The organism is Clostridium nitrophenolicum (assembly GCF_055391695.1).
Window position 1 is genome coordinate 2,441,791 of record NZ_AP042469.1, and the last position, 21,749, is coordinate 2,463,539.

Annotated in this window: 21 protein-coding genes, 1 pseudogene and 1 riboswitch; of the genes and pseudogenes, 14 read left to right on the forward strand and 8 right to left on the reverse strand. The window is 32.0% G+C overall.

All coding sequences use genetic code 11. The annotated features are described in order from the left end of the window. Positions 1-5: 5 nt before the first annotated feature. The 12 genes from ACZ5N4_RS11425 (at position 6) to ACZ5N4_RS11480 (ending at position 12,430) form a co-directional block, all read left to right on the forward strand. The gene (locus tag ACZ5N4_RS11425) at positions 6-1,352 is read left to right on the forward strand and encodes a PTS transporter subunit EIIC (RefSeq protein WP_464210014.1); all 1,347 of its coding nucleotides are present in this window, start codon (positions 6-8) and stop codon (positions 1,350-1,352) included. 73 nt (positions 1,353-1,425) lie between these two features. Beyond that, positions 1,426-2,502, forward strand: coding sequence for a DUF871 domain-containing protein (locus tag ACZ5N4_RS11430; RefSeq protein WP_464210016.1), 1,077 nt, complete (start codon positions 1,426-1,428; stop codon positions 2,500-2,502). A 13-nt stretch (positions 2,503-2,515) separates the two neighbouring features. After that, on the forward strand, positions 2,516-3,364 hold the full coding sequence (locus tag ACZ5N4_RS11435; RefSeq protein WP_464210018.1) for a MurR/RpiR family transcriptional regulator: 849 nt from the start codon (positions 2,516-2,518) through the stop codon (positions 3,362-3,364). Between the two features lie 406 nt (positions 3,365-3,770). Then, a complete protein-coding gene (spoVAC, locus tag ACZ5N4_RS11440; RefSeq protein WP_464210020.1) occupies positions 3,771-4,250 on the forward strand; it encodes a stage V sporulation protein AC in 480 nt (159 codons plus the stop codon). Next, entirely contained in the window at positions 4,251-5,252 is a 1,002-nt protein-coding gene (gene spoVAD, locus ACZ5N4_RS11445; protein WP_464210022.1) for a stage V sporulation protein AD, read from the forward strand. Positions 5,253-5,269: 17 nt separating this feature from the next. Beyond that, on the forward strand, positions 5,270-5,623 hold the full coding sequence (gene spoVAE, locus ACZ5N4_RS11450; protein ID WP_211142171.1) for a stage V sporulation protein AE: 354 nt from the start codon (positions 5,270-5,272) through the stop codon (positions 5,621-5,623). 216 nt (positions 5,624-5,839) lie between these two features. Beyond that, the gene (locus ACZ5N4_RS11455; RefSeq protein ID WP_211142170.1) at positions 5,840-6,001 is read left to right on the forward strand and encodes a zinc-ribbon domain-containing protein; all 162 of its coding nucleotides are present in this window, start codon (positions 5,840-5,842) and stop codon (positions 5,999-6,001) included. Between the two features lie 162 nt (positions 6,002-6,163). Next, the gene (locus tag ACZ5N4_RS11460) at positions 6,164-7,756 is read left to right on the forward strand and encodes a ClC family H(+)/Cl(-) exchange transporter (protein ID WP_464210025.1); all 1,593 of its coding nucleotides are present in this window, start codon (positions 6,164-6,166) and stop codon (positions 7,754-7,756) included. Between the two features lie 268 nt (positions 7,757-8,024). After that, positions 8,025-9,827, forward strand: a complete 1,803-nt coding sequence (gene pepF, locus ACZ5N4_RS11465; protein WP_464210027.1) for an oligoendopeptidase F — start codon at positions 8,025-8,027, stop codon at positions 9,825-9,827. A gap of 342 nt (positions 9,828-10,169) precedes the next feature. Continuing rightward, positions 10,170-11,180 carry a C40 family peptidase gene (locus tag ACZ5N4_RS11470; RefSeq protein ID WP_464210029.1) on the forward strand — a complete coding sequence of 337 codons (1,011 nt, stop codon included), beginning with the start codon at positions 10,170-10,172 and terminating at the stop codon, positions 11,178-11,180. Positions 11,181-11,441: 261 nt separating this feature from the next. Continuing rightward, a complete protein-coding gene (locus tag ACZ5N4_RS11475) occupies positions 11,442-11,972 on the forward strand; it encodes an AAA family ATPase (RefSeq protein ID WP_464210031.1) in 531 nt (176 codons plus the stop codon). A gap of 107 nt (positions 11,973-12,079) precedes the next feature. Further along, on the forward strand, positions 12,080-12,430 hold the full coding sequence (locus tag ACZ5N4_RS11480) for a four-helix bundle copper-binding protein (protein WP_464210033.1): 351 nt from the start codon (positions 12,080-12,082) through the stop codon (positions 12,428-12,430). Positions 12,431-12,559: 129 nt separating this feature from the next. Here the strand turns inward: ACZ5N4_RS11480 and ACZ5N4_RS11485 are convergent, their stop codons facing one another. The 5 genes from ACZ5N4_RS11485 to ACZ5N4_RS11505 form a co-directional block, all read right to left on the reverse strand. After that, a complete protein-coding gene (locus ACZ5N4_RS11485; RefSeq protein ID WP_464210035.1) occupies positions 12,560-13,507 on the reverse strand; it encodes an L-lactate dehydrogenase in 948 nt (315 codons plus the stop codon). 228 nt (positions 13,508-13,735) lie between these two features. After that, positions 13,736-14,758: a DUF4367 domain-containing protein gene (locus ACZ5N4_RS11490; protein ID WP_464210037.1), complete on the reverse strand. Its 1,023-nt coding sequence runs from the start codon at positions 14,756-14,758 to the stop codon at positions 13,736-13,738. Then, positions 14,751-15,266 (reverse strand): sigma-70 family RNA polymerase sigma factor, encoded by a 516-nt coding sequence (locus tag ACZ5N4_RS11495; RefSeq protein WP_178910340.1) that lies wholly within the window; start codon positions 15,264-15,266, stop codon positions 14,751-14,753. Before ACZ5N4_RS11495 ends, ACZ5N4_RS11490 begins: the two co-directional genes overlap by 8 nt. A gap of 123 nt (positions 15,267-15,389) precedes the next feature. Beyond that, positions 15,390-15,950 (reverse strand): hypothetical protein, encoded by a 561-nt coding sequence (locus ACZ5N4_RS11500; RefSeq protein WP_464210039.1) that lies wholly within the window; start codon positions 15,948-15,950, stop codon positions 15,390-15,392. A gap of 444 nt (positions 15,951-16,394) precedes the next feature. Next, positions 16,395-17,159, reverse strand: coding sequence for a CpsB/CapC family capsule biosynthesis tyrosine phosphatase (locus ACZ5N4_RS11505; protein ID WP_464210041.1), 765 nt, complete (start codon positions 17,157-17,159; stop codon positions 16,395-16,397). Positions 17,160-17,594: 435 nt separating this feature from the next. Here ACZ5N4_RS11505 and ACZ5N4_RS11510 point away from each other — a divergent pair, with 435 nt between their 5' ends. Beyond that, complete coding sequence (locus ACZ5N4_RS11510) at positions 17,595-18,881, forward strand: glycoside hydrolase family 18 protein (RefSeq protein ID WP_464210043.1); 1,287 nt, start codon at positions 17,595-17,597, stop codon at positions 18,879-18,881. Between the two features lie 519 nt (positions 18,882-19,400). On the opposite strand, the gene ACZ5N4_RS11515 is transcribed toward ACZ5N4_RS11510, so the two are convergent. Continuing rightward, positions 19,401-20,210, reverse strand: a complete 810-nt coding sequence (locus ACZ5N4_RS11515; protein WP_464210045.1) for a cell wall hydrolase — start codon at positions 20,208-20,210, stop codon at positions 19,401-19,403. A gap of 1 nt (position 20,211) precedes the next feature. Further along, a riboswitch (cyclic di-AMP (ydaO/yuaA leader) is annotated at positions 20,212-20,342 on the reverse strand. A 360-nt stretch (positions 20,343-20,702) separates the two neighbouring features. After that, positions 20,703-21,152: a hypothetical protein gene (locus ACZ5N4_RS11520; RefSeq protein WP_464210047.1), complete on the reverse strand. Its 450-nt coding sequence runs from the start codon at positions 21,150-21,152 to the stop codon at positions 20,703-20,705. A gap of 58 nt (positions 21,153-21,210) precedes the next feature. Here ACZ5N4_RS11520 and ACZ5N4_RS11525 point away from each other — a divergent pair. Continuing rightward, a pseudogene (locus tag ACZ5N4_RS11525) lies at positions 21,211-21,306 on the forward strand (peptide ABC transporter ATP-binding protein); the annotation flags it as partial. A gap of 39 nt (positions 21,307-21,345) precedes the next feature. Here the strand turns inward: ACZ5N4_RS11525 and ACZ5N4_RS11530 are convergent. Further along, on the reverse strand, positions 21,346-21,693 hold the full coding sequence (locus tag ACZ5N4_RS11530) for a DUF6483 family protein (RefSeq protein WP_464210049.1): 348 nt from the start codon (positions 21,691-21,693) through the stop codon (positions 21,346-21,348). Positions 21,694-21,749: the final 56 nt, after the last annotated feature.

A 21,749-nucleotide genomic window follows, 5' to 3' on the forward strand; every position in this document is an offset into this window, starting at 1 on the left:
TAGTTATGTCACAAAAATTATCACCAAAAGATATTGCTCAGCAAATTTATCAAGTAGTTGGAGAGAAGCAGAACTTATCACAGGTTGCTCACTGCATGACACGTTTAAGACTTAATATACTAGATATGGGACTTGTAAAGATAGAGGAAATCAAGAAGATTGATGGGGTAATGGGAGTAGTAGAGCAAGGTGGACAACTTCAGATTATACTTGGACCAGGAAGAGTAAATAAAGTTGCATATGAATTTGGTCTACTTTCCGGTATAAGCATAGGTGAAATGGATGAGGCAGCTGCGAGAAAGTCAGAAGTAAATGCAAAAAATGCTACACCATTTAAACTGTTCCTTAAAAAAGTATCAAATATATTTATTCCACTAATACCTGCTTTTATAGCATGTGGTCTTGTAACTGCTATATTAAATATTGTTCTTAAATATAATCCAGGCTTTGGAGCAGGAACTGTTGGAGGAATATTAAAGGTTGCAGGTAATGCTGTGTATTTTGGATTAAACCTATTTGTAGGTATAAACGCTGCCAAGGAATTTGGCGGATCAGCTGCACTTGGTGGAGTAATGGCTGCTGTTATCACTCATCCAGATTTAGCAAAGGTAATGCTTGGTGGAAAAGCACTAGTACCTGGTAGAGGCGGTATTATCGCAGTATTACTTGTTGTTGCATTCTCAAGCTGGCTTGAAAAGAAATTGAGAAAGATTGTACCTGAAGTATTGGATTTATTCCTTACACCACTTATAGTATTGCTTGTTTCAAGTTTTGTAGCAATTTTCGCACTTCAACCTGCTGGTGGAATTATATCTGACGCTATAGGAAATGCTACGAAAGCAGCTATTTCTGGTGGAGGAGCTGTAACTGGTTTTATACTTGGTGGAACATTCTTACCTTTAGTACTTACTGGATTACACCAGGGATTAACTCCAGTTCATGTGGAATTACTTAAATCAACAGGATTGAATCTCCTATTACCTATACTAGCTATGGCTGGAGCAGGCCAAGTTGGATCAGCAATGGCAGTATATGTAAAAACTAAGAGCAAGAAAATGAAGAAGACAATTATTACTGCATTACCAATAGGAATCATGGGAGTAGGAGAGCCATTGATATATGGTGTTACTTTACCTCTTGGTAAACCATTTATTGGAGCATGTATAGGTGGTGCATTTGGTGGTGCTGCACAAGCATTATTTAAGGTTGGATCTACAAGTATGGGGCTTTCTGGTATTCCACTTTCAGCAATAACTAACACTCCATTATTATATATAGTAGGTGTTTTAATAGCATATGGAGCAGGCTTTATGGCCACATTAATATTAGGTTTCGATGATATAATAGAATAGTTCATATAAGAGAGTCTTTCTTTATGGGGAAGGCTCTTGTTAATTAAGAATTAAGGGTGGAGGTTTAACAATTATGGGAAAAGGTATTTCTATATTTATGGGTTTAAACTATAGTCTAGAGGACAATATTAGATACATAAGGGTTGCTAGAGAAAAGGGGTATGACAGAATATTTACTTCACTTCATATTCCTGAAGCAAATTATGATATAATTATAAATGAATTTACCTCAGTAATAAGAGAAGCAAAGACTTTAGGTATGGAAGTAATAGCAGATATCTCTCCAAAGGGTTTTGAATATTTAAATATACAGCAAAATGATCTAAAGAAGATTAAAGAATTTGGAATTGATGTACTTAGAATTGATTATGGGTTTTCGCCAGAGGAAATAGCTGAGTTCACAAAAAATGAGTATGGACTTAAAATTGAGATAAATGGAAGTACTGTAACAGAAAAGTTTTTGAGAGAGCTTGAGAGTTACGGCCCTTGCCTTGAAAATATGCAGGCATGTCACAATTATTATCCTAGAATGAATACAGGTATATCTATTGAGGGTCTTCTTAGAAAAAATGATATGTTAAAAAAATTTGGTATGGAAATATCCGCATTTATACCATCTTTAATAAATAAGAGACCTCCTCTTCAGGAGGGGTTGCCTACACTTGAAATGCATAGATTTTTAAAACCGGAAATAAGCGCCAAGCATCTTTATGCTTTAGGAGTAGATAACGTATTTTTTGGAGATAGTATACCATCTGATGAGGAAATATATGAGGTCGGTTCAATACCAGAGAATATTATTGAGTTACAGGTGAAGCCTAAGGTTTCTGATAACATGTCCATGAATATGCTGAACTATGAAAGTTATACTAATAGAAGTGATGGTGCTGAGGATCTAGTTAGAGCTGTTGAAAGTCGAATGTGCATGAACTTCGGTGTAGTTAAACCTGGATATATAACTCATAGAAAAAAAGGCTCAATTACTGTAGATAATGAAGGCTATCTAAGGTATATGGGTGAATTACAGATATGCAGGCGAGATTTAAAGGAAGATAGCAGAGTCAATGTGATTGGAATGGTAATTGAAGAAGAATTATTCTTGCTGGATTATATAAAAGATGAGAGTAAATTTAGATTTAAAATAGTATAGAAGGGGAAAATGTATGAACTGTTCGCTAATAATAAAACAAAGTTTTGAGAGTATGACTGATTCGGAGAAAAAAATAGCGGAGTATGTTTTAAATAATACAAGTGAAATTTATAAGCTTTCTGCTGCAGAATTAGCTTCTTTCACGGATACCAGTGGAGCTAGTGTCATTAGATTTGTAAAGAAAATAGGATTTGAAGGTTTTCAAGAATTTAAAATTGCTCTTGCCAAGAATGATGTTGAGGAAAAAGGCGAAGAAGTAGATTATGATTATATAGATGTGAAAGATACAGTTAGAGAGGTAATGTCTAAAACGGCAAGAAAGAATATTAAAACCATTGAAGATACTCTCGAATTACTGAATGAAAAACAAGTTGAAGAAGCTATTGATGCTATTCAAAAGGCGAAGCATATTTATCTCTTTGGAGTAGGTGCTTCAGCGTTAATAGCACTAGATTTTCAATACAAGTTACTGAGAATAAATAAAAATGCATTTATGCATTTAGATAGTCATATGCAGCTTTCAATAGCTGCACACATTGAGGCTGAGGATGCTGCTATTGCAGTATCCTATGCCGGGAAAACAAAGGAAGTTTATAGTGCTTTATCGAAGGCAAAAGAAAAAGGAGCAAAGTGTATATCTATAACAAAATACGGCTCCAATCCTGTATCTTCAATAGCAGATATAAAACTTCAGGTGCCAAGTATAGAAAAGGATTTGAGAGTAGGGGCCATATCTTCAAGAATAGCGCAGTTAACATTAATTGATATATTATTTATTGGAGTAGCAAAGAATAACTTTGGACAGATTGACAGGTCTTTGAGAGAAACTAGAAAAATGGTAGAGGAACTTAAATTTAAATAATAACGGGAGAACGTATTGGAGAAAACCAATACGTTTTTTTATTTTATAAAATTAAATTAAATAATTTAAGATATTCAAATTATCGCTAATTATGGCTCTAAAGTATAATTTAATAAAGCTTAGAGCATATTAAACATACAAATAATTATCAGTTACATAAGGCGTCTTCAAAAAAATAACTAGTCAGTATACTAGTCTATTTTAAGCCATACTACGTCAGCAGAACCCGATAGGATTCACTATCTGCGGAACCTGCTTCCTTGTCTGGCACAAAATATCCGTCACATCTTTGACTTGCTATTTTCTTTCAGATGCCTAAGCAAAATTTACGTATGCAAAGACATAAAAATAGCAACAATAAAATAGAAAATTGAAAAATATAATAATTACGCTAGAAGGTGATAAAATGTCTAATCAGAAAAAAAATCAGTTTACTAAAGAGCAGCAAGAATATCAAAAGTTTGCAAAGGATAGAGAGCCAAAAAGGCAAGTTTTAAAAAACTGTATTAGAGCATTTATATCAGGAGGATTTATATGTCTCATTGGGCAGGGACTGCAGTGGATTTATGTCAATTATTTTCACTTCAAAGAGGAAGCAGCAGGTAATCCAACTTCAGCAACACTAATTATAATTTCAGTTTTACTTACCGGTTTTGGAGTTTACGATCACATTGCACAATGGGCTGGTGCAGGAACAGCCATTCCTGTTACTGGTTTTGCTAATTCAATGGCTTCTGCAGCTATTGAACACAAAAGTGAAGGATATGTGCTTGGAGTAGGTGGAAATATGTTTAGAATAGCCGGTTCAGTAATTGTCTTTGGGGTTTTTTCCGCTTTTGTTATGGCTATTCTAAGAATTACTATGGAATGGTTAGGTGTGATGTAGATGCTTATAGGTAATCAATCTTGGATATTTAACTCTAAACCTGTAATTTTAAGTTCAGCAGCTGTTGGAGGCCCTTTTGAAGCAGCTGGAGCTATAGCTAAAGATTTTGATATCTTGCATAAAGATACATGGATTGGTCAAGATAGCTTTGAAAAGGCAGAAAGAAGGCTCTTGGAAGAAGCAGCAGAAATAGCTATACAAAAATCCGGTTTAAAAAAACAGGATATTCAGTTTTTTATAAGTGGAGACCTTTTAAATCAAATAATTAGTAGTAGCTTTACTGCAAGAACGCTAGGATTGCCTTTTTTAGGTGTATTTGGAGCCTGCTCTAGCTCTATGGAAGGATTAGCGCTAGCTGCAATGATGGTAGATGGCAATTATGCTAAACATGTTATCTCAGGTGCTTCCAGTCATAATTCAACAGCAGAAAAACAATTCAGATATCCTACTGAATATGGTGGACAGAAACCACCTACTGCTCAATGGACTGTTACTGGAGCAGGAGTATCACTTTTAGGTAGAAGTGGTAAGGGTCCTAGAGTTACATCAGCAACTATTGGAAAAGTTATTGATATGGGAATTTCTGATCCTTTTAATATGGGAGCAGCTATGGCTCCAGCAGCTGCAGATACTATAAAAGCGCATTTTAAAGATCTAAATATTGATCATTCATATTATGATATTATTGCAACAGGGGATTTAGGCTCAGTAGGATATAAGATAGCAAAGGATTTATTACAAGAACAAGGTATAATTATTCCGGAAAATAAGTTTACAGATTGCGGAATGTTGATATATAAGCCAGAACAACCAACTATAGCAGGTGGAAGTGGCTGTGGTTGCTCTGCAATAGTAACATATGGACATTTTTTAAATCGTATGATAAAAGGCGAGTTAAAAAAGATTTTGATTGTGGCGACAGGGGCTTTGCTATCTCCATTGTCATATCAGCAAAAAGAGAGTATACCCAGCATAGCGCATGCTGTATCCATAGAAATGTAAAAGAGGTGTCATTAGTTATGGTAAAATTTATTTGGGCATTTATAATTGGTGGAGGAATTTGTGTAATAGGGCAAATTATGATGGATGTATTTAGACTTACTCCAGCTCATACAACATGTACATTAGTTGTAATAGGTGCTATCTTAGGTGGATTTGGATTATATGAGCCATTAATAAAATTTGCAGGTGCAGGTGCATCTGTACCAATTAGCAGCTTTGGTAATGCATTAGTAAAGGGTGCATTATTAGAAGCAAAAAGAGACGGTATCATAGGAGTGCTTACTGGAATTTTTGAGGTTACAAGTGCAGGTATATCATCGGCATTAATTTTTGCATTCCTGGCTTCTTTAATATTTAGACCCAAAGGTTAGGTTGCTAGAATTGTAGAAAATAAGTAAGATAATTACAAATTTGGCAGCGTGAAAAACAATGAAGATATATAGACAATATATGCACAATGTGGTATAATGTACACTGTAGCAATACAGAGGGATTTAATATCATGATAACATTCTCCGATTTTATTTTGGAAAATGGTTGTTTGTGAGTTGTTAGATACCCAATATAGAATACGGAGGTATGTTCAAATGGCAGATAAGACATTAAACTGTAAAGATTGTGGAAAGGATTTCATATTTACTGAGGGAGAACAAGAATTCTACAAAGAAAAAGGATTCGAAAATGAACCAGTAAGATGTCCAGATTGCAGAAGAGCAAGAAAGCAACAACAAAGAAATAACAGAAGATAATTAAATTTATTTATATAGCTATCGAATTGTCGATAGCTATTTTAAATTCCATGATTTTCAAGTGAAATTAAGTTATGAATTCATATAATTAAATTGATAGCTGTAAGATAAGAACTTTATTGATTGATGAAAAGTGATATAAGTTAATGGAGGTGAATTTATATGAAAACTAACAACAGTAATTGTACATCTGATACTTTATTTTTTATGCAAAAATATAGAATCAAGTTAGTAAGTGAAGGTATTGTGGTAGGCTTAATATCTGGTTTATTAGTTGTATTTTATAGACTAGCCTTAGATAAAGCAGGTTTACTAGCTAAAAGTATTTATAAAACTCAAGTAGAAAATATTTGGTTGATTCCTATATGGATTATAGTACTAATAATTGCAGGATACATTGTAGGAACTATGATAAAGAAAAATCCTATGATCAGTGGAAGTGGAATACCTCAAGTAGAGGGAATATTAATGGGACACCTTAATATGAACTGGTGGAGAGTTATAGTTGAGAAATTTGTTGGCGGTGTTATATGTATTATAGCTGGATTATCTTTAGGAAGAGAAGGCCCGTCAATTCAACTAGGAGCGGCTGTAGGTCAAGGATTTAGTAGAATATTTAAGCGAATAAAAATAGAAGAAAAATATCTTATTACTAGTGGTGCAAGTGCTGGTTTAGCAGCAGCTTTTAATGCACCTTTAGCCGGAGTAATTTTTGCTCTGGAGGAAGTACATAAAAACTTTTCACCCTTAGTGTTGATCTCTACAATGTCAGCATCTTTAGTGGCAGACTTCATATCAAAAGAATTTTTTGGGCTAAAGCCAATATTTCAATTTGAAAGTTTTTCTGTGCTTCCACTAAAATATTATGCTTTTATTATTATATTTGGAATAATAATAGGTATGTTTGGAGTTTTTTATAATTATACTTTGCTTAAAACGCAAGATTTATATGCAAATCAGAAATGGCTGAAGGTACAGTTCAGACCAATTATTCCATTTGTTTTAGCAGGTATTCTTGGATTGTTTTTACCAGAAGTTCTAGGCGGTGGTCATGAACTTATAGTATCAATAATTAATGGCAATAACACATTAAGATTTTTATTTATTTTACTATTGATAAAGTTTGCTTTTTCAATGGTTAGTTTTGGCTCAGGTGCACCAGGTGGAATCTTCTTTCCTTTACTAGTAATAGGAGGAATGACTGGAGCTATTTATGGGACTATTTTAGTTAAATTTGTTCATTTTCCACCTCAATATGTAAATAACTTTATGATACTAGGAATGGCAGGGTATTTTACAGCAATAGTAAGAGCTCCGATTACTGGAAGTATTTTAATTACTGAAATGACAGGCTCCTTTAATCACTTATTATCTTTGGCATTAGTATCTATCATTGCATATATTATAGCTGATTTGATGGGCTCAAAGCCGATTTATGAATCACTGCTCGAGAGAATATTAGCAAAGAATGGTTGCAAAAAGTTATCAGAAGATAACAATGCGAAAACAATTTTAGAAGTTGTAGTGCATCACGGCTCCTATCTTGAAGGCAAAAAGATTAAGGAACTGAATATGCCAGAGAAGTGTTTGTTAGTATCAATAAAAAGAGGAGAGAATGAAGTTATTCCAAGAGGGAATACCAGTATTTATGCAGGTGATTATTTAGTTGTTCTAACTAGTGAACATAGTGAAATAAGTATAAGAGAAAACTTATTGAAAATGGCAGAAAGTTCTTATGCTATTAATAATGCCTAAATGGTTTAACCATAGACAAACTCCACCTAATGCTAAGAACTCTGTTTATATGTTATAATAAAGTAAAATATGGGAAAACTTATTTTAGATATGAATAGAAATTAGTTATATAGAGGTAAAGGACGGTCAGTTAACTTATACTTCGGAATATATTTACAGTTCCTGTTTTCGTAAATATATCCCTTCATATAAATTAACTTTCTAGTAAATATACCTATATATAATCTAACAATATTATAGCTTTAAAATTGATAAAGGGGAGATTGTAATGTCAGAGGTTAAAAAGATTAAAACTAGAGATGAAATACCACAGGAGTACAAATGGAAAGTTGATAAAATATATAAGAACGAGGAGCAGTGGGAAAAGGATTTTGAAAGTTTAAAGTTAAGGGTTCCTAAACTTATAGAATTCTCTGGCAAACTAGGAAATGGAAAGTACTTATTAGAATATCTTAAGTTAGATGAAGAGGTATCTAGACTTGCTGGTAAGTTAGCAGTTTATGCTCATTTGAAAAGTGATGAAGATACTGCTAATCCAACATATCAAGCCCTAAAAGATAAGATATTTACGTATATTGCAGAAATAGGAAGAACCCAAGCATTTTTTGTTCCAGAAATTTTGAGCCTTCCTGAAGGAACCATAGAAAAAGAAATAGAAAATAATTCAGATTTAAAAATGTATACTTTTTTACTGGAAGATATATTAAAAAGAAAACCTCACACCTTGACAAAAGAAAAAGAAGAGCTTATGGCTTCAGTTTCAGACTGTCTAAATGCACCAGATAGAATTTTTAGTATGTTATCAGATGCAGATATGACTTTTACTATAATCAAGGATGAGGAAGGCAATAATGTAGAATTAACGGAATCTAATTATGGAAGCTATATTCAATCTAAAGATAGAAGAGTAAGGAAAGAAGCATTCAAAGGATTATTTGACACCTATAATAAATACAGGAATACCTTTGCAGCATCTTTGACTTCATCAATTAAAAACTTCATCTTTATATCTAAAACAAGAAACTATAGTAGTGCCTTAGAGTGCTCATTAAAGCCTAATAACATACCATTAGAGGTATATGAAAATACCGTTGATACTATAAATAAAAATTTAAGCTCACTTCATAGATACGTTAAAATTAAGAAAAAGCTTTTGGGATTAGATGAGATTCATATGTATGATTTATATGTACCTATTATCGATACACCAAAGGAAAATATAGAGTTTGACGATGCAATAAAGATTGTAAAAGAAGGTATAAAGCCATTAGGAGAAGAGTATTTAAAGATTTTTAGTGAAGGAATAGAAGAAGGTTGGATAGATATATATCCTAACAAAGGTAAAAGAGGTGGAGCATATTCTTCAGGAGATTATGATACTATGCCTTATGTACTTTTAAATTACGATTTTAAGCTAAATGATGTTTCAACTCTTGCACATGAGATGGGTCACTCAATACATTCTTACTATTCAAGAAAAAATCAGCCTTATGTTTATGCTGATTATTCGCTATTTGTTGCTGAAGTTGCATCAACTACAAACGAAAGTTTATTGATAAGATATTTGATAGATAAGGAAAATGATAAAAATAAGAAACTATACCTTATAAATCAACAATTAGAGCAAATAAGGACTACAGTATTTAGGCAAGTTATGTTTGCTGAATTTGAGAAAACTACTCATGAGAGCATAGAAAATGGAAAGCCTCTTACTGCAGAAGACTTAAGCAAAATCTGGCATGAGTTAAATGTAAAATACTTTGGACCAGACATGGTTATAGATGATGAGATAAATATAGAGTGGACTAGAATACCACATTTTTATAGAGATTTCTACGTATATCAATATGCTACCGGATATGCTGCGGCAAATTCTTTTGCGAAACAAATAATTGAAAATGGGGAAGAAGCTGTAGAGTTATATAAAGGATTCTTGAAAAGTGGTTCTAGTGATTATCCAATAAATGTGCTTAAAAAAGCTGGAGTAGACATGATAACACCTAAACCATTAGAAGATACCATAAAAAGATTTGACGAATTACTGGATATGTTGGAAAATAATTTAAATTAAATTATATTATTATGATGTATAAAATAGGTGCGAATTAAAATTCGTGCCTATTTTTGCATTTACTATTTAAAATTTTGTCTAAATATTGTATTATTAGTAGGTGGTCTATTTACGTATTAGTTCCAAAAATTATAAGTTTATCCGGTGGTGGCAAGTAAAATCTGTTTAAAGTATATAATATAGATTTGAATAATATGGACTATAAGGAATAAATGTTTTGCGTTGCCATAAAAAAATAAAAAAAATGCTGGATATAATATTAAAATATATAGAAATAAATGATATAATGGGTTTACTTAGTTTTTTGACATAAAGATACAAAATTTTTGAAAAGGGGAGATGATGTTGAATAAACTATTTAAATTTGCTGTTGCTACCTGCACTGGAGTGTTAATGTTCAGCAGTTCAGTTTTAGCAAATCCTGCAGCAAATAATAATCAGACTTCAACAAATGAAAGTATTGAAAGAAAGATAGAAATGTTGGACAACCAGATAGAAGACACCATGAGTAAAATAGAAAGCAACAAGAAAGAATTAAACAGTACGGAAAGTCAAATAAAAAATTTACAAAAGGAAGTATCTGATACTGAAAAAGATATAGCGCTTCGCGAAGATATATTTAAAAAAAGAGCAAGAGCAGCATATATCAGCGGTGTAGATAGTTACCTCGATATCATATTAAACTCAGAGAATATGCAGGATTTTGTTTGGAGACTGGAAGCGGTTAAAAAAATTGTACAGTTTGATAATAAGGTAATGGCCGAATTAGGCAGTAAAAAAGAAAAGATGCTTGCAGATCAAAAACAACTAAAGGATAAAAGTGATAAGTTGTCCGCATTAAAATCAGATAATGAAAAAAAGCTATCTAAGCTTAAAATAGATAAAGAAAATCAGAAGAGAATGCTAGCACAGGCGCAAGCCTCACAAAGAAACTATGCATTAGCAAGCACATCTGGTACTAGAGGCAGCTTATCTAGAGGATCAGTGTCTATTTCAGCTGGTTCTAATAGCGATGTTGTATCTTATGCCTATAATTTTCTAGGTACTCCTTACCTTTGGGGAGGAACTTCTCCATCAGGATTTGACTGTTCTGGATTTACGCAATATGTATATGCTCACTTTGGAGTTGGACTAGGAAGAACTACATATGAACAGATAAATGACGGTTCGCCTGTATCAAGAGATCAGCTGCAACCGGGAGATTTGGTTTTATTTGGATCCTCAAGTAATCCACATCACATGGGAATATATGTTGGAAACGGAATGTACATACATGCTCCACATACAGGTGATGTAGTAAAAGTATCACCTGTTGATAGGGGAGACTTTTTAACTGGTCGTAGAGTTAAATAATTAAATAGTTTACATAAAATAAGCTCAATTATTGAGCTTATTTTTTCGATTAAGCGGGCATCGAAAATCTTAAGCAGGCATCCAAAATCTCTGATTTTGAGATGATCGCTTAAGCAGAGAACCCAAATCTTTGATTTGGTGATAGTCACATTACACAGAGTGCTGATTTGGAGTGAATCGCTTACTCAATGAGTACTCATTCGACGGTAGGAGAAGAAGTTTCATATTTAAAAAAATTTAAATATAAAATAGGGGGATAAAATGGATAAGATTGTTTGTTTAGTAGGTGAAAGTGGATGCGGCAAGAGTAGTGTTGCTGAAATATTGGAGAAAGGTGGATATAACTATATATTAAGTTACACTGACAGAAAAAAGAGAAATATTAATGAGAAAGGACATATTTTTATAGATGTAAGTTATGAAACGTGGCTTTCTATGCATAAAGATTCTGAAATAATAGCTGGAACCTTTTTTGATAAACATCATTACTGGTCAACAAAAGAGCAGTATAAGAATAAAGGTGTAAGCGTATATACGGTAGATCCAAGAGGAGTAAGAGATTTAAAGAAGCTAACTAATGATGCAGAAGTTATAGCTATCTATTTAAAATGTGATGAAATCAATAGGATTTCAAGAATGAAAAAAGATAATAGAACCTTAGATAGTATAAATGATAGAATAGAGAATGATAGAGAGGCTTTTAGGATAGTAGAATGTGATTATGTTATTGATGCCAATAAAGAGCTTGAAGACGTAGTAAAAGCAGTGAGAGAGGTAATAAAGCTCAGCTAAAGTGAAACTTGAATTTACAATAAAAAATGTTCAGTATAAAATTTTGTAATCAAGAGCAAAATATATTCTGTAGTTAATACATTATTTTTGAAAGAGGTGTTTTTTAAATGAATGCTACAATAATGGCTCCTAACGCAGAATATCAAGCTTGCCTTGATGCTTGTCATAAGTGTGCGCAAATCTGTCAGGAATGTTTCAAATTATGTTTAGAAGAACAAGACGTTAAGTCAAGAGAACACTGCATACTAGATTTAATGGATTGTGCTGATGCTTGTACAATGGCTGGTTGTGCAATGTCGAGAAGAAGTAAACATTTAAAACAAATATGTGAAATGTGTGCTAATATTTGTGATGAATGTGCAAATGAATGCAGTAAATTTAATGACGATCACACTAGAATGTGTGCGGATGCCTGTCGTAAATGTGCAGATGAATGCAGAAAAATGGTAAGTATGTAGTAACATATTTTACTGAGGCGCATAGTATAAATTGGACAAAGGATAAAACAAAATGAATACCGGTACAAATTTTGCATGAATATTAGGAGCAGAGGTGTCATTTAACCTCTGCTTTATTTAGTAATTATTTTAAATATGAAGTTGCGATATAAAATCTTTAAGAGAAGCAGCGGATTTCATTAGGTTTTCCTCTTCATAAGAGTTTAATGGTACTGAAAGAGAATCTATTATGCCAGTTCGTCCGATTACTGAAGGAATGCTCATATAAACATCTTCTATTCCATATTGCCCTGTAAACATTTTTGAAACCGTTAGTATAGAATTTTCATCACCTAATATTGCTTCAATGATTCTTCTTATAGATAGAGCTATGGCATAATTTGTATAACCTTTTCCTTGGATAATGCCTTTAGAAGTATTTTTAACTTCCTCAGCTATTGAAATTCTAAAATCACCACCGCATTTTTTACAAATATGATTGCAGTATTGTTCTACCTTCATTCCAGCAATACTGGTTAAACTCCAGGCAGCGATTTCTGAATCACCATGTTCGCCAAGTATATAGGTATGTATATTTCTAGAGTCTATATGGAAATGTTTTGCAAGCATATATTTGAATCTTGATGTATCAAGAACAGTACCAGAGCCAATAACTCTTGATGATGGGAAACCAGAAAGCTTATATGTTATATAGCTAAGTATATCCACTGGGTTTGAAACCACAATTATTATACTATCTGGACAGTATTTGGCGATCTCAGGAACGATTGCTCTAAATACTTGAAGATTATTGTTTATTAAATCTAATCTAGATTGTCCTGGCTTTCTTCCTACGCCAGCAGTAATAATTACAATGTCAGAGTCCTTGGTATCAGCATAATCTCCAGATATAATTTCTACAGGTTTTACAAAGGATACACCATGTGATAAATCCATCGTTTCCGCTAGAGATTTTTCCTTGTTTATATCAACTATTACTATCTCTGATGCAAGCCCTGAATTCATTATAGCAAAGGCTGTTGTAGAACCTACAGCGCCAGCTCCTATTATTGATATCTTTACATTTCCAGCATTCATATACATTCCTCCTTTTAGTCGGAACACTGGGTAATTTTGCCCGTTTCCACCAGCAAAATTACTCGTTAAAGTCCATTTAGGACTTTAACCTCCAAGTATTAAAATAAAATTATCAAAACATATATTTTAAAGTTATTTCTATAGGCTATTATATCCTATTTAAATAAAAGGTATTAATATAAAATAAAAGCCATAGGGCAAATTTTTATGACTCTTATTTGTTCTATATTAATTAATTGAGCTTAGTATTTTAGTTAATTCATCTTCAGGCAGATTTCCTATAATAGTATATTGTATATTATTATTTACCCATTTAATTTCTGTTATTGTTAAGCTTGGATTATTTGCATCTTTACTTTTAGAAATATATGCTTTCGAGCCTTTAATATCAACACCTGTGCCAACATAGCTTGTATAAGTAGTGCTTTTGTTTTGAACTATTTTAAAATAAATGTTTTCAAAACTATAGTTTAACTTTACGCATATTTCTTTAGAGTTATCTTTAGGTACAGATATATCTGTAAGCTCGAAGCCTTTTGGTACATATGAAGGCATAAGAATTTTTCCTCCCCAGAAACTTTCTGCGTCAGCTATACTTGCAGACTTAGGTGCGTCTAGTGATGCTTTTGTTGAAGGAGTATCTTTGCTCGAAATACTATTTGTAGAAACATCATTACTTTTATCGTCATTGGTATTTATTGTTGAGTTTTCTGACATGCTATTTGATGTCTTATTTTCTGGCAAATTACTGGAGAGTTTAGTTTCTTCTGTTATGTTTGAAGTTTTATTTTTAGCGGAATCCATCAATTTGCCATCATTGCTATTATTAGATGAAGTAATTTTTTCTCCGCTTTGATTATTTTTAGCAATGGTATCATAATTCTTTTGCTGTACTGTGGCTTCAGGTTGGTTTTCGTTATTGATAACATTGTTTTTTAATTTATCTTGATTAGCTATATTGCTTTTATCCGAAGACTGATTATTATTAAGGTCATTAAGGCTAACTGATTTATGGGATACTTCCTTACTGTTTTTGTGTGACAAATTAGGATTATGTAGTATAAATTTATAGCTAAAAACTGAAAATGCCATAATAGCTGCAGATGCAGCAGTTACAAAAATAGGTTTAATATTATGTTTCTTTTCTTCCTTGCATTTTTTTAGAGTTAATGACTTCAACTCATCAGTAACTTTAATATCTTCAAGAACAGAATCTGTAATTTCTCTCAAATTATTGATATCTTTATTCATAGCTTATCTTCCCATCTAAATTATATTTTAAAATTTCCCTAGCTCTAAATAACCGACTTCTTACTGTTCCCTCAGGTATGCTTAGTATTTTACTTATTTCAGAAGTTGAAACTTCTTCATAATAAAAAAGGATAATTACTTCTTTATACTTTTTAGGAAGCTTCATGACTTCACTTAATAACTCATTATATTGAAGTTGTTTTATAACCTCTTCAGCGGGATTGTCCACAATATTATTACTGCAATTAATAAGTTTCTGATCTTGGCTAAATACTATTCTTTTTAACCAAGAACTTCTTAATATATCTTTGCAAGTATTCATAGTAATAGCTAAAATCCAAGTTTTCACGCTGCTGCTTCCTTGAAACTTATTAAAGTTCTTATATACTTTCACAAATACTTCTTGAAATGCATCTTCTGCGAGGTATTTGTCCTTTAAGTATATGTATGCAATTCTGAGTACGTCATTCCCATATTCATCAATTAGTCTCTCAATCTCTTTATCCATATACGCAATAATATCTTATGTCAAGATATTTTCCTCCTTCCAGCATATTAGACGTATTATAAACATCTTATGCTTCAAAAAACAAATAAAGAATTCAAAAAAAATTTTGTTATAGGATAAATCCTATAACATTCCATAATCAAGAACATATAAATTATTATTTTCATCATATCCAAAGGAATTAATTTTGCAATATTCATTTTGAAGTTCAGGAGAATTAGTAACCCAGGAACTTTTAAACTTTTCTAAAATAGGAAAAAATTTGTCTTCATTTGCAAATTTGAATCCTTTTTCAATATAGGTATATATTGTTTCTGTAGATTCATTGCTTGTATCCAGTGCATTTAAAAGCTTATGGACAGTCAAATATAGAAATTTACTTTCGTATATTGCATACACAGGACACAATATCTCTTTGAACTCTTGCAGTCGCTCGTCATCTGATGTATATAAATCGAACTCGTTAAGACATTGATCTGCTCCAATTGGTAAACGAAAGCCTGTAGCATCAGATGAGGCTTTAATTATAAAGTTATCTATTTTATATACACAACGCATAGATCGTGCTATAATATTTTGTCTAGTTAATTGTCGCAATAAGTGACTGCTTGTCCTCTTATTACGACCTAATGACATACCATACTGATTTAAAAATTTCTTAGCTTGTTGTAATTCTGTAGTCATAAATCAGTCCCCCTTTTTATCTAGTATATATTCTTTAAAGTAAATATTTTTAGAAAAAGTTATTCAAGATTAGAAGTTATCTATTCAATAAGTTGACAATTGAATAAATACAAAAATCATTATTCAATTATTGAATTGTTTTGATAAATAAGAATATTATAATTTATAATAACATAAAAAGAGGGCATTTTAAAAGCCAAAATCTTAACTTTATAAATAATCTTATCCGATGGATATTATCTTCTCTATATGAAGATGATGGATGATAATTTAATTTCATATTATAGTATAACTGAAAAAATAATATATGCAACAATAAATTTATTTATAAATTAACTCAAGATATCTCATTTGTACAAAAAATAAAAAAGAGGCTTGGATTTAAATACATCCAGGCCTTAAAATTATAAATATATAGCTAGAGGTGAATTTGGATGTTAACTATTAAGCACCATAATGAGTTAAGGTTTTACCATGAATAAGTCTATTTACGGAGAAATCGTATTTTAACATTCTTATAGATTGATGTTTTGCTATCATATTTCCTATTGTTAGTTTTTCTATATCATAATAGTCAAGGCTGTGAGTATCAGAACCTACAGACATTAATATGTTATTTTTCTTAAGTTTCTTTAGTAATCTGCTTGTTTTCCAAGAATCTATAGAGTTTACTACTTCATCAAAGTAGTTATATCCTTCATTTACGTTTAATTCCCAAAATAAATTGTGTTCTTTTAATGTATTTATAACACACCTTAAACCATATATTTTACAAGAGTTTAATAAGTTTGTATGGGCAAGTCCTATTTTACAAGTTAACTTTGAAGTGTATTCTCCGATTTCACTAAGTTTAACACTGTGTTTGAAGTAATCTATATATTCTAAAAGTACATAGTCTAATTTATTAAGTTCTTCATAAGGTAGATTGTCCAAGTCGCTTAATTCTTTATTCATACATATTTCAATTCCTGCAAGTACTTGAATCTTGTCTTTGTACTTTTCTTTCAACTGGTTAATATTTATTATATAATTTTTAATATCTTTTTTTAGCACTGATTGACATTTATCTGTATCGAAGTGATCTGAAATACCTATTGTAGTTACAGAATTAACAATTGCATTTTCTATAATTTTTTCAGGTGTGTGTATACCGTCAGACCAAATAGTGTGATTATGCAAGTCCATAAAAGAGATTTCGCTTAGATCCATATAGTTGACCTCTTTTCAATTTAAAATATATTCTGAAAATTATCATTTATAATAATATAATATATCAAATCATCTAAATTGTAAATAAATTTTGAACAGTTAATACAATAGAATATTAAATGATATAATTCTTTGTTAAAGTATTAATGAATTTTATAATTCGCATTGAGGAATTTATGCAAGATTTCATATTTTATATTTCAAAATATGATTTAATGTAGCAATTTTAGTAGTTATGAATAGTATAGTATTAAACGGGGGATGAAAATAAAAGTTTACCGGTAATATTTTTATTATAATATATGAGCAGGGGATATTAGCCCCTGCTCTCTAACATACATACAAATTTTAGAGCTAAAGTCTTGTTTTTCGGAACATAAAAATAAAAGTAGAATATACTGATTATTGGTAGTATGTATAAAAGAGGTTAGAGTCTTGAAAATATACGTGGTTAAGCCAGGGGACTCCATATGGACTATTGCAAGAGAAAATGGAGTCAGCACCGATAGCATTATTAGTGCTAATGGGCTTCAAAATTCCACTAAGCTAGTGGTAGGTCAAACTTTAGTTATACCATCAACAGAAAGTGCATATAGAGTTAGACCAGGAGATTCTATATGGTCCATTGCTAGAAAATTTAACGTTTCTGTAGAAAGCATAGCTGAACTTAATAATATATCAAGTCCATATAACATCTATCCAGGTTTAGTATTGAGAATTCCAGAGAAGTCTAAAAATTACGGATACGTTGAAGTTAATGCATTTATTCAGCCTAGCACTCCTGAAAAAGAAAGAAGAGTTCTAGGGGAAGCTATTGATTACTTAACTTATGTTGCTCCATTTAGCCATCATGTAACTGCAGAGGGAGGTTTAACACCATTAAATGACGATAACATTATACAAATAGCTAAAGAAAACAAAGTTGCCCCAATGATGTCTGTTACTAATATTTCTGGTGCTAACTTTGATACGCAGCTTATTAACAATATTATGAATAATAATGATTTGCAGCAGACTTTAATTAATAACATTCTCAAAGAGATACAAAATAAAGGGTATTATGGAGTAATAATAGACTTTGAAAGAATTGCACCGGAAAACAGAGAAAAATACAACAATTTTTTAAGAAAGTTAGTAGCTAAGCTCCATCCTAATTATATTGTTGCTACAGCTTTAGCGCCTAAGACCTATGATGTAACCACTGGAGCTTGGCATGGGGCACATGATTATAAAGCTCATGGAGAAATTGTAGACTTTGTTATAATAATGACCTATGAATGGGGCTGGTCTGGAGGCCCTCCTATGGCCGTCGCACCAATAAATGAAGTTAGAAAAGTAATTAACTATGCAGTATCTGTTATACCTCCTGATAAAATTATGATGGGAATGCCTTTATATGGATATGATTGGACACTGCCTTATACACCAAGAGGAGAATTTGCAGAAAGCATAGGAAATCAAGCGGCCATTGATAGAGCTGCAGCTCGTGGTGCGGCAATAAAATATGATGAGACAGCACAATCGCCTCATTATAACTACTTTGACGACAATGGAAAAGAACACGTTGTATGGTTTGAAGATGCCAGAAGTGTTGAGGCTAAATATAAGTTAGTTAATGAGTATGGTTTAAGGGGAGTAAGCTACTGGGTATTAGCACAACCTTTCCCACAGAATTGGCAAGTCTTAGATGATATGTTCCATATTACTAAGGTTATAAAATAATATAGGGGTAAAAGTCCGAAAGTTAACTTATACAACCGGATATGTTTCCAAGCTTCAGCACGTTAAAAACTTTTAGCCGGTCTAAAGCTTGTGTTTTAAGCAGAGAACCAAAATCTGTGATTTTGCGTGAATCGGTTAAGCAGACATACAAAATCTTTGATTTTGATATGGTCGCTTACTCAGTGAGTACTCCTCTGACATAAGGAAGAGGAGCTTCATATAACATTAAGGCGCTGTGCTCAGTTCGGACCAACATATCAATTACCATTAATACGTTGCTCGTGAAAAGCCATTCAGGCTTTTCACCAACTTAAAGTTCTAAGGTTCTCTTAAAACCCATCGCTAAGATTGACACAAAGTTTTTAAATCTACTTTAGCTTTGGAAACATATCCCACTGTATAAGTTAACTTTCTAGCCAATTTCCCTATATAGAATAAAGAACAAGAAGTATAATAAAAAGGTTACTGCACGCACAGTAACCTTTTTATTTTACAATATATACCTAATCTGTATTATGTTTAATTATAGTAAGAGAACACCATATTATCTACTCTTAATGCTACAGTTTTTGACCAAAGCCATGTATTTTTTGTACTATCATCAAAATAGTATAAAGCTCCATTCGTTGGGTCAGCACCATTTAAAGCCTCATAAGCTGCTGTTATTGAGTCTTGAGTAGCAGGTTTATTAATCCATCCATTTAAAACTGGTGAAAACTGGTAGTAACCAGCATCTTTTTGATATATTACATCGTTTATGCTCTTAGGGAAACGAGAATCTTGAACTCTGTTTATTACAACAGCACCAACAGCTACTTTTGCAGTATATGGCGCACCTTGAGCTTCAGCAGTAATTAATCTTGCCAAAAGATCTACGTCACTAGCAGTATATGAAACTACAGGTGTAGATACTGCAGGCTTTGATGGTGTAGATACTGCAGGCTTTGAAGGTTGAGCCACGGTACTTGATGCAGTTCCTGGTATATTTAATGATTGTCCAGGGTAAATTAGGTTGTCCCATTTGTTGTTAGCTTGTCTTAAAGAAGACAATGAAACCCCATATTTTTGTGCTATTAAGTAAAGACTGTCCCCAGATTGTACAGTATAAGTTTTTGCTGAAACGTTTAATACCTGCCCTGGATAAATAGTGCTGCTTGAAAGTCCATTATTCTGCATTATTATGTTAGCAGTGGTGTTAAAAAGTTTACCTATTTGATATAGTGAGTCACCATAGGTAACCGTATAACTAGCAGCATGTACAGATTTAGCAGATACAAGTGATAATGATAAAGTTAGCAACAATGCTCTTAATTTTTTTGATTTAAACATATTCTTCCTCCTCTTTTGCCTCCGAGGTTAGCTGACGGGTTCGGGTTGAGGTCCCCTACTTTTAAATCTAAAAGATTCACCCCTAAAATTAAATCCCCCGTACTCCAAATGGAGATTCGGCTTACTTGCAAGTGTTATTGTAACAATATTCGAGGAGTAATTCCATATAGGATTAATGGGATTAAGGGATAAAAAATCCATTATGGGAATTTACCAAGGGTCTTAAATTTACATATTAGACATCAAAATGTAAAATAGGTATTTAAGATAAGTATCAAATCTATTTATATAGAAAAATTGACCAGAAAGTTAACTTATAGGTCAGGATATATTTACAGTTCTGCAGTAAGATTAAATACTTTTTCTATGAGTCTTAGCGAGGAATTGCAGAAAAGACTTAGAACTTATATAGTGGTGAAAAGCCTAAATGGCTTTCCACGAGCGACTTATCAATGCTAATTGATAAGTTGGTCCGAATAGGGAGACTAAATATTATTTAATTTTGGATATGACCCAATGTTTATCGGACTTTTCGATAGTTAATTCAGCATTTACATATCCAGCATCAAGTTTAGCAGTCATTAGATGAAAATTTATTATTGCTTTATATGTGATGCGGTTGATTTTTTTATACTCAGTTATCTTATAACTTTCTATCCATGGACTGGAAGCACCAGTTATCCAGCTTGTATTATTAAGAGATTTCTCCATTTTAGCTTTTAGACTTTTACTAAGTACAGCATATTGTAAGGCACCATTTCTCGTCTTTACACCTTTAGCCCATATGTCTACAGCATCTTCAGGGGAAGCAGCACCAAATTCATTAATGGATTCTTTAAATAAGGTAACAACACCTTGTAATATATTTACAGTATTATTAGATTCATTTTCTTTATAATTTAAATAAGTATGCACTGTCTTTAATGATTTTAGATTAAACATTACAGTATTACCTCTTATAAAAATAGTTATTATTCATTATATTCATATAATAAACATAAGTGAAAAGGCAAAAGAAGGTAGGGCAATAATAGTAGTAACTCATGAAATGGGATTTGCTAGAGAGGTTGTAAATAGAGTGCTTTTTATGGCTGATTTTCTTCTACTATGCTTTAGAATCTATAATTTAATAGGCCTATAAATCAATTTTAAACTTTTGTATATCATCTAATCCTCGATAAATTTCTTTTCTTGGAAAATTGCTTTTATTTAATTCTTCATCACTCTTTTTAAGCAGTGAATTATAAAATTCAATTGCGACTTCATATACTTCAGGTGAATTATTCTTTTCTAATTCATCAAAAATTAAATCTTCTGCTTTATTATAATTTCCATCATGAAATAACTTGTTAAAAATTATTTTGAATGTATCTACTGAACTCATTTGGTGAATATTAACCTTCTCACTATACTTTTCTTTTTTATTAAAAATAATTTTTCCAAAGGTTTTCCCAAATTGTTCAATAAGCTTTTCGATATTCATAATACTCCACCTTAATTCTTTTATTAATGCCTGTGACAAGTGTATATTTATTATAA

Excerpts from the sequence above, each read along its gene's own strand:
- spoVAC (WP_464210020.1), top strand. The coding sequence starts at position 3,771 with ATGTCTAATCAGAAAAAAAATCAGTTTACTAAAGAGCAGCAAGAATAT.
- ACZ5N4_RS11430 (WP_464210016.1), top strand. The coding sequence starts at position 1,426 with ATGGGAAAAGGTATTTCTATATTTATGGGTTTAAACTATAGTCTAGAG.
- ACZ5N4_RS11480 (WP_464210033.1), top strand. The coding sequence starts at position 12,080 with ATGAATGCTACAATAATGGCTCCTAACGCAGAATATCAAGCTTGCCTT.
- ACZ5N4_RS11435 (WP_464210018.1), top strand. The coding sequence starts at position 2,516 with ATGAACTGTTCGCTAATAATAAAACAAAGTTTTGAGAGTATGACTGAT.
- ACZ5N4_RS11495 (WP_178910340.1), bottom strand. The coding sequence starts at position 15,266 with ATGGATAAAGAGATTGAGAGACTAATTGATGAATATGGGAATGACGTA.
- ACZ5N4_RS11530 (WP_464210049.1), bottom strand. The coding sequence starts at position 21,693 with ATGAATATCGAAAAGCTTATTGAACAATTTGGGAAAACCTTTGGAAAA.
- ACZ5N4_RS11515 (WP_464210045.1), bottom strand. The coding sequence starts at position 20,210 with ATGTTTAAATCAAAAAAATTAAGAGCATTGTTGCTAACTTTATCATTA.
- ACZ5N4_RS11455 (WP_211142170.1), top strand. The coding sequence starts at position 5,840 with ATGGCAGATAAGACATTAAACTGTAAAGATTGTGGAAAGGATTTCATA.
- ACZ5N4_RS11485 (WP_464210035.1), bottom strand. The coding sequence starts at position 13,507 with ATGAATGCTGGAAATGTAAAGATATCAATAATAGGAGCTGGCGCTGTA.
- spoVAD (WP_464210022.1), top strand. The coding sequence starts at position 4,251 with ATGCTTATAGGTAATCAATCTTGGATATTTAACTCTAAACCTGTAATT.
- pepF (WP_464210027.1), top strand. The coding sequence starts at position 8,025 with ATGTCAGAGGTTAAAAAGATTAAAACTAGAGATGAAATACCACAGGAG.
- ACZ5N4_RS11475 (WP_464210031.1), top strand. The coding sequence starts at position 11,442 with ATGGATAAGATTGTTTGTTTAGTAGGTGAAAGTGGATGCGGCAAGAGT.
- spoVAE (WP_211142171.1), top strand. The coding sequence starts at position 5,270 with ATGGTAAAATTTATTTGGGCATTTATAATTGGTGGAGGAATTTGTGTA.
- ACZ5N4_RS11500 (WP_464210039.1), bottom strand. The coding sequence starts at position 15,950 with ATGACTACAGAATTACAACAAGCTAAGAAATTTTTAAATCAGTATGGT.
- ACZ5N4_RS11425 (WP_464210014.1), top strand. The coding sequence starts at position 6 with ATGTCACAAAAATTATCACCAAAAGATATTGCTCAGCAAATTTATCAA.
- ACZ5N4_RS11520 (WP_464210047.1), bottom strand. The coding sequence starts at position 21,152 with ATGTTTAATCTAAAATCATTAAAGACAGTGCATACTTATTTAAATTAT.
- ACZ5N4_RS11490 (WP_464210037.1), bottom strand. The coding sequence starts at position 14,758 with ATGAATAAAGATATCAATAATTTGAGAGAAATTACAGATTCTGTTCTT.
- ACZ5N4_RS11470 (WP_464210029.1), top strand. The coding sequence starts at position 10,170 with ATGTTGAATAAACTATTTAAATTTGCTGTTGCTACCTGCACTGGAGTG.
- ACZ5N4_RS11460 (WP_464210025.1), top strand. The coding sequence starts at position 6,164 with ATGAAAACTAACAACAGTAATTGTACATCTGATACTTTATTTTTTATG.
- ACZ5N4_RS11505 (WP_464210041.1), bottom strand. The coding sequence starts at position 17,159 with ATGGATCTAAGCGAAATCTCTTTTATGGACTTGCATAATCACACTATT.